14 protein-coding genes and 3 pseudogenes are annotated in these 18757 nt (G+C 55.0%); 12 read left to right on the top strand and 5 right to left on the bottom strand.

Annotated features, from left to right (window positions below; translation table 11 throughout):
• Positions 1-15: 15 nt before the first annotated feature.
• Complete coding sequence (locus ACA068_RS15430) at positions 16-1044, bottom strand: alpha/beta hydrolase (protein ID WP_497302907.1); 1029 nt, start codon at positions 1042-1044, stop codon at positions 16-18.
• A gap of 181 nt (positions 1045-1225) precedes the next feature.
• Between ACA068_RS15430 and ACA068_RS15425 the strand changes: the two genes are divergently transcribed.
• The gene (locus ACA068_RS15425; protein WP_497302905.1) at positions 1226-2155 is read left to right on the top strand and encodes a LysR family transcriptional regulator; all 930 of its coding nucleotides are present in this window, start codon (positions 1226-1228) and stop codon (positions 2153-2155) included.
• A 718-nt stretch (positions 2156-2873) separates the two neighbouring features.
• On the opposite strand, the pseudogene ACA068_RS15420 reads toward ACA068_RS15425, so the two are convergent.
• A pseudogene (locus ACA068_RS15420) lies at positions 2874-3015 on the bottom strand (IS3 family transposase); the annotation flags it as partial.
• Positions 3016-4345: 1330 nt separating this feature from the next.
• Between ACA068_RS15420 and ACA068_RS15415 the strand changes: the two are divergent.
• The 10 genes and pseudogenes from ACA068_RS15415 to ACA068_RS15370 form a co-directional block, all read left to right on the top strand.
• Positions 4346-4873 (top strand): annotated as a pseudogene (locus ACA068_RS15415) (methyl-accepting chemotaxis protein); the annotation flags it as partial.
• Between the two features lie 285 nt (positions 4874-5158).
• The gene (locus ACA068_RS15410) at positions 5159-5623 is read left to right on the top strand and encodes a thiol-disulfide oxidoreductase DCC family protein (protein WP_497302903.1); all 465 of its coding nucleotides are present in this window, start codon (positions 5159-5161) and stop codon (positions 5621-5623) included.
• Between the two features lie 144 nt (positions 5624-5767).
• On the top strand, positions 5768-6328 hold the full coding sequence (gene folE / locus ACA068_RS15405) for a GTP cyclohydrolase I FolE (protein WP_497302901.1): 561 nt from the start codon (positions 5768-5770) through the stop codon (positions 6326-6328).
• A 35-nt stretch (positions 6329-6363) separates the two neighbouring features.
• On the top strand, positions 6364-7074 hold the full coding sequence (locus ACA068_RS15400; RefSeq protein WP_497302899.1) for an SDR family NAD(P)-dependent oxidoreductase: 711 nt from the start codon (positions 6364-6366) through the stop codon (positions 7072-7074).
• A 14-nt stretch (positions 7075-7088) separates the two neighbouring features.
• Positions 7089-7394, top strand: coding sequence for a DUF6482 family protein (locus ACA068_RS15395; protein ID WP_497302898.1), 306 nt, complete (start codon positions 7089-7091; stop codon positions 7392-7394).
• Positions 7395-7419: 25 nt separating this feature from the next.
• Positions 7420-8958 carry a cryptochrome/photolyase family protein gene (locus tag ACA068_RS15390; RefSeq protein ID WP_497302896.1) on the top strand — a complete coding sequence of 513 codons (1539 nt, stop codon included), beginning with the start codon at positions 7420-7422 and terminating at the stop codon, positions 8956-8958.
• Positions 8955-9068, top strand: coding sequence for a DUF2256 domain-containing protein (locus tag ACA068_RS15385; RefSeq protein WP_497302894.1), 114 nt, complete (start codon positions 8955-8957; stop codon positions 9066-9068). The genes ACA068_RS15390 and ACA068_RS15385 overlap by 4 nt, the downstream gene beginning before the upstream one ends.
• 653 nt (positions 9069-9721) lie before the next feature.
• Complete coding sequence (locus tag ACA068_RS15380; RefSeq protein ID WP_497302893.1) at positions 9722-10180, top strand: hemerythrin domain-containing protein; 459 nt, start codon at positions 9722-9724, stop codon at positions 10178-10180.
• Positions 10181-10304: 124 nt separating this feature from the next.
• Positions 10305-11467 (top strand): IS3 family transposase gene (locus ACA068_RS15375; protein ID WP_497302891.1). Its coding sequence is split into 2 segments (ribosomal slippage): positions 10305-10560 and positions 10560-11467, totalling 1164 coding nucleotides; the frame shifts between segments, so codons are not numbered across the junction.
• 32 nt (positions 11468-11499) lie between these two features.
• Positions 11500-11952 carry a PAS domain-containing protein gene (locus ACA068_RS15370; RefSeq protein WP_497302889.1) on the top strand — a complete coding sequence of 151 codons (453 nt, stop codon included), beginning with the start codon at positions 11500-11502 and terminating at the stop codon, positions 11950-11952.
• 661 nt (positions 11953-12613) lie between these two features.
• Here the strand turns inward: ACA068_RS15370 and ACA068_RS15365 are convergent.
• Both ACA068_RS15365 and ACA068_RS15360 read right to left on the bottom strand, forming a co-directional pair.
• Positions 12614-13832 (bottom strand): annotated as a pseudogene (locus ACA068_RS15365) (IS3 family transposase).
• 160 nt (positions 13833-13992) lie between these two features.
• Entirely contained in the window at positions 13993-15114 is a 1122-nt protein-coding gene (locus tag ACA068_RS15360; RefSeq protein ID WP_497302887.1) for a formylglycine-generating enzyme family protein, read from the bottom strand.
• 183 nt (positions 15115-15297) lie between these two features.
• Between ACA068_RS15360 and ACA068_RS15355 the strand changes: the two genes are divergently transcribed.
• On the top strand, positions 15298-17784 hold the full coding sequence (locus ACA068_RS15355) for an arylsulfatase (protein ID WP_497302885.1): 2487 nt from the start codon (positions 15298-15300) through the stop codon (positions 17782-17784).
• 301 nt (positions 17785-18085) lie between these two features.
• Here ACA068_RS15355 and ACA068_RS15350 read toward each other — a convergent pair whose 3' ends face one another.
• A complete protein-coding gene (locus ACA068_RS15350) occupies positions 18086-18697 on the bottom strand; it encodes a dTMP kinase (RefSeq protein WP_497302883.1) in 612 nt (203 codons plus the stop codon).
• Positions 18698-18757: the final 60 nt, after the last annotated feature.

Below are 18757 nucleotides of genomic sequence, written 5' to 3'. Positions count from 1 at the left end.
TGTGGAGCTTGCCGGTTACTTCAGGTGGGTTTGGAAGAACTGGGTCAGCTTGGCGAAAGGGATCAGGTTTACCCGGTCATACAGATCGACATGGCCGGCGTTAGGCACAATGACCAACTCTTTAGGTTCACCCGCCAGGCGGAACGCCTCTTCGCTGAACTCGCGGGAGTGGGCGTTTTCACCTGCGACAAACAGCATCGGGCGGGGCGAAATACTCTCGATATCTACGAATGGGTAGAAATTCATGAACTTGGTGTTGCTGCTCAGCGTCGGGCGGGTGGTCTGTTGCGGCGAGGAGCTTGTTGGAGTGAATTCGCCACGCGGGGTGCGGTAGAAGTCAAAGAACTCGCGCTGAATGGGGTGGGTATCGGTATTGAGCTCCTGCACAGTGCCGCCGGTGTATTCGATCTTGCCGCCCGTGAATTCCACATAACGCTGCTCGGCCGCAGCTGCGATGACCTGCTTGCGCTGCTCAAGGGTTTGCGAATGCTTGAGACCGTTGCGGTTGGCGGCGCCCATGTCGTACATGCTGACAGTGGCGATGGCTTTCATGCGCGGGTCGATCTTGGCCGCGCTGATCACAAAGCTACCGCTGCCACAGATACCCAGCACGCCGATGCGCTGACGGTCGATAAAGTGCCGCGTTCCGAGATAATCCACAGCGGCGCTGAAGTCCTCGGCGTACATGTCCGGCAGCACCGCATTGCGTGGGCTGCCTTCGCTTTCGCCCCAGAACGACAAATCCAGCGCCAGTGTAACGAAGCCCTGTTCCGCGAGTTTTTGCGCATACAGGTTAGAGCTTTGCTCCTTTACCGCGCCCATGGGGTGGCCAACGATAATGGCCGGGCTGCGGGCAGCGTTGGCCAGACCTTTAGGGATGAAGAGATTGCCCACCACATTGAGCTCGTACTGATTTTTGAAGCTGACCATTTGCACGGTCACCTTGTCACTTTTGAAGAAGTTATCTGCACCGTTGGACATATCGGCTCCTGACGCGGTGAATGAACTGAGCAGAAACCCGAGCATTACGAGAAGTCTTTTCATGGGGCGTCCTTTTCAGAGGAAAGCTAACGGCGACGCAGGCAGTTAGCACGAGGCTTGGCCCTCTTTCACACAGAGGGACTGGGATGCCAGCTATTGTTGCTGCATAACTAGATTTTGATTAGCTAATGAGTACTTAATGCGGATATAAGAAGCCCTAATTAATCTCACGAGTGCCATCGCTATGGCTAAACATAATTTCAACGATTTGCTGTCCTTTGTGACCGTGGCGCGCGTGGGCAGCTTTACCCGCGCTGCGGTGCAACTTGGGGTGACCCAATCGGCAGTAAGCCAGGTGGTTTCGGCCCTGGAAGCACGTCTAAAAATTCGCTTGCTTACCCGCACCACGCGTAGCGTTTCTCTGACTACGGCGGGTGAGCGGTTGCTGGAAGCGGTGGGCCATCGCTTTGATGAAATCGAAGCCGAACTGGAAGCCTTGACCGAGCTGCGCGACAAACCGGCCGGCACAGTGCGGATTACCTGCGGTGACAACATCATCAAGACCACGCTGCTTCCCAAGCTGACGCCGCTGCTGCAGATGTACCCGGATATCAAGCTGGAATTCGATATCAACTATGGCTTTCGCGATATCGTCGCTGACCGCTTCGATGCTGGCGTGCGCTTTAGTGACACGGTGGCCCAAGACATGATTGCCGTGCCCATTGGCCCGGCTATACGAATGGCCGTAGTGGCGGCGCCAAGCTATTTCGCCAAAAACCCTGTCCCTGAACACCCTCGCGATCTGGCAGCACATCGCTGCATCGACATACGTTTCCCCACCTATGACGGCATGGACGCGTGGGAATTCGAGCGCCAGGGCAAGAAGCTGAAAGTTCGGGTAAACGGCCAATTGCTATTTAACTCCACCACCCATATCGCCGATGCAGCCGTGAGCGGGCTGGGCATCGCTTACCTGCCCGAGGACGAGTTCGCCTCACAACTGGCTCAAGGGCGCCTGGTTCGGGTACTGGAAGACTGGTGTGAGCCTTTCGGAGGTTTTCACCTGTACTACCCCAGCCGCCGGCAACCCTCCCCGGCTTTTTCGCTAGTCGTTGATGCACTGCGGGTGGATCGGTTGCCACCAGATGACACAGTGACTTCAAGGGATGCGTGACCACGACGAGTCGGGCGAGCACGGAGAAACGCCTCGCGTCAAAATTGAAAGTCGGTTTAATGGCTATGGGATGCTAGGAGCAGACGAAGACTGGTAGTCACGCGAGATCCAGACTGTTCGAAACCACCACACTGGACGATGGCAGCAAGCGATACAGGGTTGTTGATCTTGTCGAGGGAGGGTCAGCCAGCAAGCATGGCGTGTTCAAGCTCAGGGCAGAGGCAGACGCTGTTTGTTCGATTCTGAATGCCTAGCATCCACGACAGACAGGTGTAGGTCGTGCTTCCCCGAGCTCCTGATCCACTCGTTCGGAAACCGGGCGCCTGATGACTATGCAGGAGTGAATGCCTATAGCGCAGTCACGGATTCCCGTTCCGAAAGGACGCTTTGAAGCCGCTCAAGGTTAAGCCGCTGACACTCTCCCTCGGCTTCTTCTCGGGTCTGATAGGTAGTCTTCAGCCGAAGCTTCTCCTCATTGTCATAGAGGTTAAAGCCTATAGGTGCAGTCTGGCAGTAGAAGCGCGATCCGTTACGCATTGATCCCGTTTCCGTTGGGATTGCAGGGACAACAACAAATCTCGACATCCTCTCCAAGCACCTCCTCACTATTAGCGGCTATGAGCCACCATCGCAAGCGACCGCAGTCAATTTCCGATGAGAAGCACGACCGGACATGAGTCGATTGAAGCATCGTAAAAAAGGTTCACCGTCGCTTTTAAGCATACGAGCCCGGGTTCTCGCTGACCAATCCCAGTTCCCTCATCGGGCCACATAGCTTTTTACGAGCCGATCCGTTCGCCGTCTTGGTGCATCACCGAAACCAGACTGCTACTGCCAGCAGCGCTTCGACTTTGCGAGAAGCAATAAACCTATACAAAATTAAATTCGCGTATAGGTTTTCAGCGATGTGTGTCACTCTGCCATCAGCCAGCTATCACCAGCTGCTCGCGCTCGTGCCTCGCCAGGCTGTCGTCACTTTCAAATCGGCGGTAGAGGCACACAAGCAGCCCTTGACATGGATAGCAAAATGGAACCACCAAGTCCTGCCCTTACAGGGTCTATCTAAGAGCTCAGCCCATGAAAAACTCAATCTCACTAGCCTCGCGCATAGGGCTTGGCTTCGCCGTAATTGTGTCGTTGCTCATACTAATCACCGCCGTGGGCATTCAACGTGTGGGTTTTATCGATTCCACCCTGGAAGACGTAAGCAAAAATGCGGCAAAGATTCAACGCTACGCTATTAACTTTCGCGGAAGCGTGCACAACCGGGCCATTGCTATTCGGGACGCAGTGTTGGTGGATAGTGAACAAGACTTAAACGTCCACCTCAATGAAGTTATCAATCTAGAACAGGCTTACTCCGATTCAGCCATACCAATGGATCAGCTATTCGCAATTGCAGGAATAACATCGCAGGAGCAACAGTTGTTACGGGCGATTAAAGACATTGAAAAGCAAACGCTAGCTTCTACTAAATCGGTAATTGCCCTGCGTCGCGCCGGGGATATTTCTGGTGCACAGGCTTTGCTGCTGCGCCAAACCTCCGGTGAATACAGCGAGTGGTTGAAACGAGTGAATGCATTGATTGACTATGAAGAAGCCTCAATCAAAAGCCAACTCAGTGCGGTACAAGCCACCGCTAGTGAGTTTCGCGGACTGATGCTCATGGCCACCGGGATAGCGCTGCTGCTGAGCATCATCCTGGCAATCTCTATTATTCGCTTCGTCAAGTCAACGCTGGGTGCTGATCCGACTCAGGTTGCACAGGCCATCCAACGGTTGGCCGCGGGCGATTTGCAACAAACGATTGATACCGATTATCCGAACAGTGTGATGGGCGTTTTGAAAACCGCCCTCAGCCGCTTGGCTGACACCATCAGTGAAGTACGCATTGCTGCTCAAGAGGTCAACAATTCATCCAGGCATATGTTGACCACATCGTCTGCCAATAACAGCCAAATCAGCCTGCAGACCCACGAAGCCGAGCAGGTGGCAACAGCAATCACGCAAATGGCGGCAACGGTCAATGAAGTTTCGAGCTATGCATCTCAAGCAGCGGACGCAACGCGTCTAGCCGATGCTGAAGTTGTAAGCGGTAATCGCGTCGTTGCGGACACCACTCTCGCTATTGAACAATTAGCCAACACACTTGTTGAAACTACCAATACCGTAGAACAGGTGTCCAAGCGTAGTGAAGAGATTGAAATAGTGATCGAGGTAATCAATTCAATTGCCACGCAAACTAACCTGTTGGCGCTGAACGCGGCCATCGAAGCGGCCCGAGCAGGTGAGCATGGCCGAGGGTTTGCAGTTGTGGCCGATGAAGTACGCTCTCTAGCTAATCGAACTCAGGAGTCGACGCGGGAAATTCGCGAAATGATAGGCACCTTGCAGAGCGGTACTGAAACTGCTGCACAAACCATGCGTAATAGTTGCGAACTGGTAAGCCACACCGTTGCGCAAACCCGCAACGCCCAGACGGCGTTAGCTAAAATTAGCCAGCAAGTCGGCGCTATAAACCACATGAATGCCCAAATCGCCAGCGCTTCTATCCAGCAAAGCGTCGTGGCCGAAGACGTTGCGCAAAATATCACGCGCATCCATAGCTCAACGGTGCAATCGGCAACTGGCTCTCGTGAAGTTGCTACGGCCAGCCAGGAGTTAGCGCTGCTTGCTGATCGTCTTACCCAGAAGGTCGCATTTTTCAGCGTGACTTAGGCGAGCCCGCAGGCTCAGTAATACAAGAACGATTCTATAAAGCCCGCTTACGGAGCGAGTCTTGAGGTCAGCGAGGTGGTCATGAAAGGCTCGCGCCCCTATGTAGATGATCTCTTGGCGATGGTTTGATCATGTTGATCCCAAGCGATAAGCGCGACCAAGAATACAGGCAAACCATCCCCGGGATTGAGCGTAACGACCAATCTCACGGCAAAAGGATAGAACCCATTGTCAGTCCTTTTCTTTCAGCATATCTTGTAAAAAACCTATACAAGGTCGCTTGAAATGTCCAATAAAAAGGATTGGCCACTGACGCTGTACTTTGACGGTCAATGTCCGCTGTGTGCGCGCGAAATCAAGATCCTGCATCGACACGCCGCAGAGAGTCGACTGCTATTTATTGACATCAGCAGCGGTGCGTTCGACGCCAAGGCACTCGGGTTCACGTTCGAGCAAATGCAGTCCTCGCTGCACGCCCGTTTCGCCGATGGCCGCTGGGTAACCGGCCTGGACGCCACCCTGTGGAGCTGGCGAGCCGCTGGTTTGGGGTTTTGGGCAGCGCCACTGACATGGCGTGCCATCCGACCGCTTCTTGCTTTAGGTTATCGCCTCTTCTGCCGCTTACGCCCCCATTTGGCGTGGCTTCCTCACCCTGATGGCCGCCGTCGCTGTGTCGATGACCGTTGCGGGGTGCCGGAGTCAAAACCCGCACCTGACGAGCGGCCCACTTTGAAAACAAAGCAGACCTAGAAAGCTTCGCTTTGTCATGGCCGGACGAAGAAGCTGGGTCATAGCTGATCTGGTGAACAACGTTTTTTCTGGTTAGCAGCAGGCACTCCCCTACTGCCAAGGATTGCCGCCACATTAAGCGCAGCATGTCTGCGAGGAGTCTAAATGAACCCATCAATAGCCGAGCATTACCGGGAAATTCTCGTCGCCGTAGGCGAGAACCCTGAGCGTGAAGGACTGCTGGACACGCCCAAGCGCGCAGCCAAAGCGATGCAGTACCTGTGCAACGGCTACACGATGAATCTGGAGGAAGTCATCAACGGCGCACTGTTCGAATCGCTAAACGACGAAATGGTCATCGTGCGTGACATCGAACTGTATTCATTGTGCGAGCACCACATGCTGCCCTTCATCGGCAAAGCTCATGTCGCGTATATCCCCACAGGAAGGGTATTGGGCCTGTCCAAGGTCGCACGAGTGGTCGATATGTTTGCCCGCCGCTTACAGATTCAGGAAAACCTCACCAAACAAATTGCCGACGCCCTTCAGCACATGACCGATGCCGCCGGTGTGGCTGTGGTTATTGAAGCAAAGCACATGTGCATGATGATGCGAGGCGTGGAAAAGCAAAACTCTGTGATGACGACCTCAGTGATGCTCGGGGCCTTTCGCGAGTCATCTGCTACGCGTCTAGAGTTCCTGCAACTGATTGGGCGACGCAGTTAAGGCCCAAAATCCGCAAAAGGTGTGGGAGAGGCGAAATGAACAGTTCCTTTGAGATGAACTCACTCGGCTACGGCTACCGTGCCTTGGTGATAGGCGCCAGTGGAGCGCTCGGCGCGGCGTTTTGTGAGTTGCTCAACGAAGATCCAAGATGCTCGGTTGTTCGTGAACTGGGGCGCAACAGTGCTCCAGGATTGGATCTGGAAAAGCCCGACAGTATCGCCAGGGCGGCCGCCGAACTAGCTGAAGAAGCCCCGTACCAGTTGATTTTACATGCTGCCGGTCTGCTTCATCGCGAAGACATCAAGCCTGAAAAAAGTTACACCTCTATTGAAGCGGATGCGCTTCAGGCGATATTCCAAGTCAACACACTCGGGCCTGCACTGGTTTTGCGTCACTTCCTGCCCTTGCTTGACCCTCGTGGTGCGATGGCAGTGCTCTCCGCCAAGGTGGGAAGCATCGGTGATAACCGTTTGGGCGGCTGGTATGCCTATCGCGCCTCCAAGGCAGCGTTGAACATGTTGATTAAAACGGCTGCGATTGAACTAGCCCGAACACGCCCTCAGACCCGCTTGCTGACTCTTCATCCAGGTACGGTCATCTCGGGCCTGTCCCAACCCTTTAAAGGCGCTTCTGCCGCCAGGCCCGCAAGCCTCGCTGCCCGCGAATTGTTATCACTGATTGACCGTTTGGCACCTGCCGACAGCGGCAATTTCTTTGCTTATAACGGAGAACGCCTACCGTGGTAGGCAGGGAGTGAACCTTGAATCTGCAAGCGTTGACCGAACGGGCCGCGAATGGCGAAGTACGAGAGTTGGAGCTGCTGTCTCTGGAAGGCGGTGTTTATCTGGCGCGAGTAGGGCTGGATCACGGCCAGTTCACGCTGCTGGACGATACAGCGAAGCCTATGCACCTTCGCTCCATCAATCACCTGCGTGAGCTGTTACAGCTTGTGCCGCCTTTCCCCTGCGTGCTTGTGCAGCAGTGCGTCCATGACGAGATGTGCGGTTCACGTGAAGAGCCCATTGGGCCGTTACGCATTCCTTTTTCGCTGACTGCGCCTTGGTGAGTCACCTTCCGTTGGACTCTGTCGAATGAACAAGACTCACCGACTATGCCTGGTCTTGGGCGACCAGTTGTCTTTTGACCTGGCCTCATTGAAGGGGCTGGACAGCGAGCGCGATACGGTTTTGCTGGTCGAAGTGATGGAGGAAGCCAGCCATGTGCCCCATCACCCGCAAAAAATCGCACTGATCTTCAGTGCGATGCGCCATTTTGCTGAGGCGTTGCAGCAGCGTGGCATCCGCGTGCAATACGTCACGCTCGATGATCCGCAAAATAGCGGATCGGTACCGGAAGAGTTACGGCGCTGGCAATCACTGCTGCAACCGGATGAGTTGCACCTGACAGAATGCGGTGACTGGCGCCTGGAGCAGTCGCTGAAAGATTGTGGCTTGGCGATCCAGTGGCATACCGATACCCGTTTTCTCTGCACCCGACTCGAATTTGCGTCCTGGGCCGAAGGCAAAAAGCAGCTGCGCATGGAGTTCTTCTACCGCGAGATGCGACGCAAGAGTGGCTTGTTGCTCAACGGCGATGGTAGCCCGGTCGGCGGCGCCTGGAACTTTGATGCCGAAAATCGCAAGGCACTGTCTAAAGGGGTTAGAGCCCCCTCACCCCTCCGTTTTTCGGCCGATGCAATCACCCAGGACGTGCTGGCGCTAGTCGCAAAAAACTTTTCCAGCCACTACGGCGCCCTCGACACCTTTGACTACCCGGTGACTCACGCCGATGCCCAAGCTCTGTGGGACTACTTCCTCGACTGGGGTCTGGCAGCCTTCGGCGACTACCAGGATGCGATGGCCAGTGATGAACCTTTCCTGTTCCATGCGCGGATCAGCGCCGCGCTGAATATTGGCCTGCTGGATCTGCGTCAATTGTGCAGCGACGTCGAGGCTGCGTATTGGTCGGACAGAATTCCATTAAACGCCGCCGAAGGCTTTATCCGTCAACTCATTGGCTGGCGTGAATATGTACGGGGCGTCTACTGGCTGAAAATGCCCGACTACGCCGGCGGCAATCTGTTTGGCAACAGCAGACCGCTTCCAGAGTTCTATTGGACGGGCGACACTAAGATGAATTGCATGGGCCAAGCGATCGGCCAAAGTTTGAAACATGCCTATGCCCACCACATCCAGCGGCTGATGGTGACCGGCAACTTTGCACTGCTGGCCGGCATCGCGCCGAGCCAGATTTGCGACTGGTACCTGGCGATCTACTTGGACGCGTTCGACTGGGTCGAACTGCCCAATACGTTGGGCATGGTCATGCACGCCGATGGTGGTTACCTGGGCTCCAAGCCTTACTGCGCCAGTGGCCAATATATAAAGCGCATGTCCGACTACTGCCGTAATTGTGCGTACAAAGTCAGTGAAAGCACGACGGACGACGCCTGCCCTTTCAATTCGCTTTACTGGCATTTTCTAATGCGTCACGGCGACTTTTTGCGCCGCAATCAGCGCATGGGCATGGTATACAAAAACCTCGATCGCATGACTGAATCCAAGCAGCAGGCGCTCTGGGATCGTGGCCAGATACTGCTTGCCAAACTGGATGCCGGGGAGTCGTTTTGAAGAAGAGTGTACTCCCGGTTAAAACCTGTACAGTCTGCAGATTGCCCTTCGCCTGGCGCAAGAAATGGGTGCGCTGCTGGGCTCAGATGCGCTTGGTAAATGCCTATTGAGAATTCATAGCCTACCACTGCAAAAGCACGTCTTTAGTCGCTACAGGTTCAACCGTCGGCACTAAAATTCAGCTTCAACTCGCGTCTGGTAGATGGTCTTCAGTCGCAGCCTCTCCACATTGTCATAGAGATTAAAAGCTCTGGTCGTGGTCTCGCAGTAGAAACTCGTTCCGTTTCGCATGGATCCCATTTCCGTTCGAATTGCCGGGACAACAACAATTCTCGATATCATCTTCACGCCCTCTCCAAGCCCCCTTCACTATTAGTGGCCATAACCCACCATCGCAAACGACCGTTGTCAATTTCCGATGAGGAGCACGAGCGGACATGCGTTAATTGGAAGCTTCGTAAAAAGGCTCGGGATCTACCTTATGGGCGGCACTGCTCTCTCCCTCCGTATCCGCTGGCCGACATCCGAAAGATCAAAATGGTGCATATGATTATTCATTTAATATTTAATTTTTCCAAAGGGCGCCAAATTTTCGGGGATGAGAGCTCTGTGCTCGCCTATACTAAAATTGTTAAATCATGCTGGTGAGCTCGACAAACAAGGCATTGATAAATATGGATATTTAAGAATATTGGTTACCTTGGAGGTTGCTGGTTAAGAAATATTTCTCTGTGATGGTTCGGCGTCGTGACGAGGTTTTGATATGAACGTCTTGTTGAAAGAACTTCAGGCCTATCATCATGAGGCGGCTATAAAAATCGCTCAAATCAAAGAGTTGCTGAGGAAGATGAGGCGTGAATCCGATGGTGCTGCTGACTGCAAGCTGTTGTTCAATATGCTGGAAACCATGCATGGAGATGCAGAACAACAACACCATGAAAATGAAGAACTTATTCGGCTGGCTTTGCTAGGGACTGATGCACCGATCCACCACCGGGTCAAGGATATCGAGCGAGATCATCAAGCATTTGGGCGAATTGCTGGACAGTTGAAGATGTTGGAGGACACAACTCAGGAAACGAGAGTAATTGCTGACACTATCGATGACTTTATCAAAAAATATTTCGATCATATGGACTCGGAGGAAAATATTTTCTTTCCGTTGGCAGATAAGTGGCTGTCAGACGAGCAGTGGCAGGAAATAAAGCGTCAGTGGCATTAATTGGGTCTTACCGTAGACCTTAAAAATTTAGCTACTACTCAACCGCTAAAAATGAGATGTTGTAGTGGTCTAATGAAACCGGACACCCATATAGGCGAGAATGCTCGCCAGATCGAGGTGTCAGATGACCAAACAACGCCGTTCCTTTTCCGCTGAGTTCAAGCGCGAGGCTGCCGACCTCGTGCTCAAGCAAAACTACAGCTACATCGAAGCCAGCCGTTCACTCGGCGTCGGCGAGTCGGCCCTGCGCCGTTGGGTTGACCAGGTTCAGAAGGAACGCCAAGGCGTTACTCCGCAGAGCAAAGCGCTGACATCAGAGCAGCAGAAAATCCAGGAGCTGGAAGCCCGGATCGCCCGCCTTGAACGGGAGAAATCGATACTAAAAAAGGCTACCGCGCTCTTGATGTCGGAAGATCACGAGCGTACGCGCTGATCAATCAGCTGAGCGTCCACGAGCCGGTTGATTGGCTGTGCCAAGTGTTTGAAATCAACCGCTCAAGTTACTACGCCCACCGCCTCAAGCGTCGAACGCCTGATGTCGAACGGCTTCGGCTACGCAGCCGGGTGAGCGAGTTGTTTTCGCAAAGTCGCAGTGCTGCCGGCAGCCGTAGCATTCTCTCGTTGATGCGTGACGATGGTGAGCAACTCGGTCGGTTCAAAGTACGCAGCTTGATGCGTGAGCTTGACCTCGTGAGCAAACAGCCAGGGTCTCATGCTTATAAACGGGCGACGGTTGAGCGGTTGGATATCCCGAACATCTTGAATCGGGAGTTCGATGTCCCGGCACCCAACCAAGTGTGGTGCGGCGACATCACCTACATTTGGGCTCAGGGGAAATGGCATTATCTGGCTGTCGTGATGGATCTTTGCGCGCGCCGGGTGGTGGGCTGGGCGTTGTCGGAAAAGCCGGACGCCGAGCTGGTTATCAAGGCGCTGGATATGGCCTACGAACAACGAGGAAGGCCTCAGGGCCTGCTGTTTCACTCGGATCAAGGGTCGCAGTACGCGAGTCGTTTATTTCGCCAGAGGCTGTGGCGTTATCGCATGCGCCAGAGCATGAGTCGCCGGGGAAATTGCTGGGACAATGCGCCGATGGAGCGCGTGTTCCGCAGTTTGAAAACCGAATGGATACCGACTCTGGGTTACAGAACGGCCCAAGAAGCCCAGCGCGATATCAGCCATTTCTTGATGCATCGGTACAACTGGATTCGACCCCATCAATTCAACGGTGGGCTGGCGCCAGCTCGGGCCGAAGAAAAACTTAACGTCGTGTCCGGGATTAGTTGACCACTACAATGTCACTCACTGGGGCTCTGAAAATGATCGACGCAGAACTGCTGAAACTGGTGGTTGAAGCATCCAACGATGGCATCGTGGTAGCAGAGCAGGAAGGCGACGAAAACATCCTGATCTATGCTAACGCCGCCTTTCAGCGCCTGACGGGGTACAGCGTTGACGACATCCTGTACCAGGATTGCCGCTTCCTGCAGGGTGATGACCGTAACCAAGCTGGTTTGACAGTCATCCGCGAGGCGTTAAGGAATCAGCTCCCCTGTCGCCAAGTCATTCGCAACTATCGCAAGGACGGCAGCGCCTTCTGGAACGAACTGTCGATCACCCCAGTGTTCAACGACACCGATCAACTCACCTACTTCATCGGTATCCAGAAGGACGTCAGCGTCGAAGTTGAGGCCAAGGAACGAGTGCGTGAACTGGAAGCTGAAGTCGCACAACTGAAGACCCAACTGGCTCAATTTCAATCTAAAGCCTAGATGGATCCACACTTGATGGGTTAACGATCCAGTATCCACTCGTAAAAACGTCCCTGTTTCTGAACCAGGGACTGGTGAGTTCTCAAGCAACGTGCCAACCCAACCCCCTCGCAATGTTCCGCTAGAACTCGTGCACTGCCGTAATCGTAATCAGATGGTGCACAAGGTCATGACCCATTCCAGCTATCCGGCGATATGCCAATGGCCCGGCTTTTCGCCGAGTTTGGTGTATGCCGATGCCCTACGTCATCGAAAGACAAACGTGGTGCTTAAGGATGGCTGGGCTGCACGGATGTTCTGGTATAGAACCTCCTGAAAGTAATCGCTCAACTTGAGTATTCGAGCCCGCCAACTGATGGCATTACTGGGCTGAAAGACCATTTTTCGTCTGTCTTTCGCAGAAAACAAACACCCTGAAAAAGTCGGGGGCGTTTGTTGGGCGGGCCTTCAGCCCATTTTCACACAGTCTGTCGAAGGGCCCTTTCTTGTACTCAAACCAAACTCACTTAATAAGCCAAGACTCGACGATGTCCGAGCCGCGTCCGGCTTCCCAGACCTTTTGCTACGCTGACCTCTTTCATGGAGGATTCGCGATGCCAAATTCAGACCTGCTCCCTTCCCTGCTGGACTTGCCCCTGCAAAACCGGACACCAACTCCCCGTTAAATTGATGCCACTGCCAAGCGCCTGAACTCCCTCGGTGAGCGATAGTTCAAGGCGCTATGCGGATGCTGCTCGTTGTAATGTTCGAAGGCAATTGCCAGGTTACGCAGCGCCGTTTCTCGATCCGGCTTGGGCATGTGCGCCACGTAATCACGCTTGATCGTCTTCACGAAGCTCTCGGCCATGCCGTTGCTCTTCGGGCTGCGCACAGGTGTGGTCACCGGCTGCAAGCCGATCTGTCGAGCAAACAGGCGTGTCTGTTCGGCGGTGTACGCCGAACTGTTGTCGCTGAGTCATTGCACCGGCGTGACGGGCAGTTGATTGCCGAAGCGCTTCTCCACGCTTTCCAGCATTAAGTCGCGGATATCATCGCCGCTGTACCCGGTCGGGCTCGCGACCCAGCCGATGGCCTCGCGATCACAGCAGTCCAAGGCAAAGGTCACGCTCAGTTTCGCGCCGTCCTCGCAACGGAACTCAAAGCCGTCCGAGCACCAACGTGTATCGCTGGTTTGCACCGCAATTCGGCCTTCGTGCCGACGCGGCACGCCGGGCTGTTTGATCCGGCGTTCAAGCAGCAGGTTGTGATCACGCATCACCCGGTAGACCCGCTTCACGTGGATCGCGGGTAGCAACTGGGTTTCACGTGCGCGACGCAGTAATCCCCAGACACGACGGTAGCCATAGCTGGGTAGTTCGCTGACCTGTTGCTGGATTTCGGCCACCAACTCAGCGTCGTTCACAGGCCTGCTTCGCCGTGTCTTGGCGATACCGATTGCTTGATTCGAACCGTTAATTACGAGCGCGCCACACCGAGACATTCGCTGACCAGCTTCACTGGTCGTCCCCCGGCAACAAGGGTGAGTGCGCAATCCATTTTCGCGACCGGGCGATCTCCACGGCCTCTCTGAGGATTTCGGCTTCCATCGTTTTCTTGCCCAGCATCCGTTGTAGTTCACGGATCTGCTTGAGCGCATCGCTCAGCTCGGAGGCAGGCACCACGGCTTCGCCCGCGCTGACCGCCGACAGGCAGCCGTCCTGGTAAAGCTTGCGCCACTGGAACAGCTGGTTGGCATTGATGCCATTGCGCCGAGCCACCACCGAAACGCTTTGCCCTGGCTCAAGACTCTCGCGAACCATGGCCAGTTTTTGCTCTGGGCTCCAGCGGCGCCGCCGCTCCTGGCCCAAAAGCTCCCCACTCTTATCGTTGCTGTTAGTCATAAACATAACCGTTTGCCTATCCCTTATCGTAAGGGGGAAACGGTGTCCTGTCTTTCATGTGGCTCGTTCACAAAGGTAAGAAAATGGAACCTGTCGGTCCAATGGCAGGATCTAAAACGCCACAGGTATTGCACTCGGATACGTGCTTGATCGCCGCGAATTACCTTCTGCGATGTTGCTCCCACTGCTCATTGCTCATCGCCAGGCGAAAGCCCAGATGCGACATGGAGTTCATGGGATCTGCGCCCTGCCTTGCGCTGGTTCGAAAGCTCGTGCAGTAGCTGTCGCTACACAAAAATGATCCGCCACGAACGACACGCTGTGGCGCATTGGCCGTCACCCCGAGTTCGGGGTCATAGCTGTCGGAAGGTCCTTCCGGGTTGACTACTGCTTCACCTACCCCTTGTCGATTGAGCCCAACGCGAAACGCGTCGGCACGATACCAGTCGGCGACCCACTGCCAGACGTTCCCGGACATATCGTAGAGCCCATAGGCGTTAGGTCTGTAACTGCCTACCGGCTTGGTGCCAATCTTGAATGTGTTACTGGCCCCGGTCACGGGAAACGGTTGAACCTCATCCCAGGTGTTGGCCATCTTCTCCCCGCCTGGCGAGAAGTCATTGCCCCACGCATAAGTTGCTTGTTCCAGGCCGCCTCTTGCGGCGTATTCCCACTCGGCCTCAGTCAGCAGGCGTTTGTGAGCCCATGCGGCATACGCCTGTACATCTTCACGCGAGACCTGAACCACCGGATGGTTGTCCTTGCCCTCGATGTCACTGTCCGGCCCCAACGGATGACGCCAGTCAGCCCCTGGGACAAATGCCCACCATTGGCTGAAATCATTGAGCGGGATCGGTCTGTCCGTGCCCACAAAAACCAATGCACCTGGCACCATGACACTGTCATCTGGCTCAGGCGTTCCCGGCGGCAGTTGTACTTTCAGATCTTCCCATTTGGGTTTGCGTTCAGCGGTGGTGACGTAATGGGTTTCAGCAATGAAACGGGCGAAATCGGCGTTGGTAACGTCGTAGCGGTCGATCCAGTACCCGTCGAGTCTGACCTTGTGCGCAGGCCCCTCGTTGGGACGTGCCTGCTTATGATCGCTCCCCATCAAAAATTCGCCGGCAGGAAGCCAGACCATTTCCAAGGGACCATTTTTTCCATCCCCCAGCGTCAACGGCACGGGGCCGCGAATGTTCTGGTACACAGCAAATGCCAGGCCGGCCGACAGGATCCCGGCGCAGACGATGGCGATACCCAAACGCCGTTTATTGATAAGCATGTGTGCTCCCCTTGATTTCAGGCAATGCGGCCATTGCCGAACCTTCCTGACATCAAGATCAGGTATAGACAGCACTACTCCAATGTCAACGCCCGCTCGCGAGAACGATGAGATGGACTGGCGAGTGAAAAAATCGGTTCTACACTTCGGGCTTGGGGTTTCGGGGGATTACGGGAGCTGGCCATGGCCATTGCACACTGGAATCAATCTTTATGCCTGCGCCTACGCATCAGTTCAGGGCTGGCAGTCTCCTTGCTGGCCTGTGCTTGCGCCAATGCAGCGACACAGGAAGTCACCGGTACGCCCGGTTCCCCCAGCGCGACCACAACCATCGACGGGCGATACCTCCCCAATCCTCCAGACGCGTTTCGAGGCGTTATCAACCTCGACGCCGAGAGCTCGACACCCTATTGGTCGCCCACCGTCGTTCCGCCCAAAGACGCGCCGAATATCTTGTTGATCATCACCGACGACGTCGGCTTCGGCGCGCCGAGCACATTCGGTGGGATCATCCCGACGCCGGCCATGGATCGCGTGGCGGCGGCCGGGTTGCGCTTCACGCAATTCAATTCGACGGCGCTGTGCTCGCCGACACGCGCCGCCTTGATTACCGGGCGCAATCACCATTCCGTCGGTTTCGGCGTCATCACCGAAATTTCCACGGGCTATCCCGGCTACAACAGCGTCATTACCAAGGACAAGGTGACCATTGGCAAAATCCTCAAGGACAACGGCTATGCCACCTCGTGGTTCGGCAAAAACCACAACACCCCGTCCTTCCAGATCAGCCAGGCCGGCCCGTTTGATCAGTGGCCCATTGGCATGGGCTTTGATTATTTCTACGGGTTCATGGGGGGCGAAACCAACCAGTGGCAACCGGGCAATCTGATGCGCAACACCACCCCGATCCATCCTTACGTCGGCAAACCGGGTTGGAACCTGATCACCGCGATGGCGGATGACGCCGTCGGCTACGTCAATCAATTGAACGCGCTCGATCCGAAGAAGCCGTTCTTTCTTTATTACGCACCCGGTGGCACCCACGCGCCGCATCACCCAACGCCCGAATGGATTGACAAATTCAAGGGCAAATTCGACATGGGCTGGAATGCCACACGCGAGCAGATCTTCGCCAATCAGAAGCGCCTCGGCGTCATCCCTCAGGAAGCCAAGCTCACGCCATGGCCGGATTCACTGAAGAAGTGGGACGAACTGCCTGCGGAGGAGAAAAAACTGTATGCCCACCAAATGGAAGTCTATGCGGCCTATCTCGCGTACACCGACCATGAAATCGGCCGGGTAATCCAGGCGGTCGAGGACATCGGCAAGCTCGATAACACGCTGATCATCTACATCAGCGGCGACAACGGCGGTAGCGCCGAAGGCACCCCCAACGGCACTCCGAATGAGATGACCACCTTCAACGGTATCAACGTGCCGGTGGCCGACCAGATGAAGTATCTGGACGTCTGGGGTTCGGATCAGACCTATCCGCATATGGCGGTGGGCTGGACCTGGGCCATGGACACCCCCTTCAAGTGGACCAAGCAAATTGCATCGCATTTTGGCGGCACCCGCCAGGGCATGGCCATCTCCTGGCCGAACCGGATCAAGGATGTCGGCGGCATCCGTAACCAGTTCCACCACGTCATTGATATCGAGCCGACGATCCTTGAAGCCACAGGCATTGATGCACCGCTCCAGGTAGACGGCATTGCGCAGAAACCCATCGAAGGCACGAGCTTGGCTTACCTCTTCGACAAGCAAAATACCGAAAAGCCTTCTACTCGTACCACGCAGTATTTCGAGATGTTTGGAATGCGCGCGCTTTATCACGAGGGCTGGATGGCATCAACGACGCCCTACCGCGCACCTTGGGACATCACCGTTCAACCACCCAAGGACATCGTCAATGGCGTCAAATGGGAGCTGTACGACATCTCCAAGGATTGGACTCAGAACGACGATGTAGCCGCTGCCAACCCTCAAAAGCTGAAGGAGCTGCAGGACTTGTTCTGGGTGGAATCGAACAAGTATCAGGTGCTGCCGCTCGACGCATCCGGTTTTACCCGCGTTGTTGCGCAGCGGCCGAGCATCGTGGCCGGACGCACCGAGTTCAACTACTTGTCGCCAGTGACCGGGATACTTCCAGGCAACGAGCCCAATGTGTTGAACAAGTCCTACGTCATTACCGCTGACATCACTGTTCCGGACAATGGCGGCGACGGTGTGTTGGTGACCGACGGCGGCCGGTTCGGGGGTTATGCCCTCTACCTTCTGAAAGGTAAGCCGGTGTTCAGTTACAACCTGGAAGGCGTGGCGCGATTCCGTTGGGAAGGCACCGAGGCACTCACGCCCGGCAAGCACAGCATCAGTTTCAATTTCAAATACGCCGGGCCGGGATTCGGTAAAGGCGGCACCGGCGTGCTGTCGGTGGACGGCAAGCAACTGGCTAGCCATACGATCCCCCACAGCGTTCCATTCGTCTTTGGCGTCGATGAGAGTTTTGATGTCGGCTCCGACACCGGTACCCCCGTCGATGACAAGGATTACCAGGTTCCGTTCGCGTTTACCGGCTCGCTGCACAAACTCACCGTCAAGCTCGAACCACCGCAGTTGAATGTGGCGGGCCAGCAAGCAGCTCAGCACAAAATCGGCAACAAGGACTAGGAACAATCAAGCGGGTCAACTCACACGAGACGACCCGCGATTGCTCTGCCGCTGATTGAGAAGCCCTCGATAGCCGTAGACCCGCCCGTCAGATGCTCAATCCAAAAGCAAGCTGCCTTGGCGACGACTGTGTTGTCGCAATTGCGCATTCCACACCACTACTCTTTTACCTGCCAGCCCCTCGTCTGGCATCCAGATCAAAGCGTCAGCCGGCTACCGCTGCGGCGATAAATCACCCCGTCGATGGATCTACGGCTTTCTCAACCGCATCAAGGCCGGCGCAGCGAACTTCGCCTGCAGGTCATCGAAGGACTTTATAGATCTCAGAAATCACCTGCATCGTTGCGTCTTCTATCGTTCCTTCATTGCGGCATAAAACCCAGCCGTGATCTGCAATCGCTCGCTCGAACGCTTCGGTACAAGCGACATGTTCTTCCAGCTTATGGATCACAGTACTGCTCAGCCCACGCCGTCGTGCCGCCGCCCTCGCCCATGAAATTTCAGGGGCGGTGACAACCCCGACATGCAGGTCTGGCACTTGCACGTTTCGATCGATGTTCAACTGTAGAATCTCTGCAAACGGGACTATCCGGCGAAACGCGGCATCAGACGGGTACCAGCGATCAATCAAGATGATGCTGCCTGGTGGCTGTTTAGCCAGCACGTGCTGGGAAATCCAGGTACGGCTATCAGCAAAGCGCTCACAAACCTCCAACTCCAAATCCCGGGTGGGATTTCTGACGAATCTGTTAACGAGGGCCATTGTTTCACCCCTATAGGGATCGCTTTTTTTCTCGCAAAGTCGGATCACCTTTTTGTTGTCAGCCCTCAGTCCTTTCGTAACGGCCTCCAACAGTGTGGTTTTGCCAGCGCCCTTGGGCCCATCTAGAGAAACAAACAGCGGACGATTCATTCTTCACATAACGATTGATATACGGTTTTATTTGCCCTGTTGGTTCGCTGGAACCGCTTG

This window comes from Pseudomonas sp. LBUM1660 (assembly GCF_059695935.1).
Note: the sequence above shows the minus strand (reverse complement) of the source record. Positions and strands in the feature narration are given on the sequence as shown.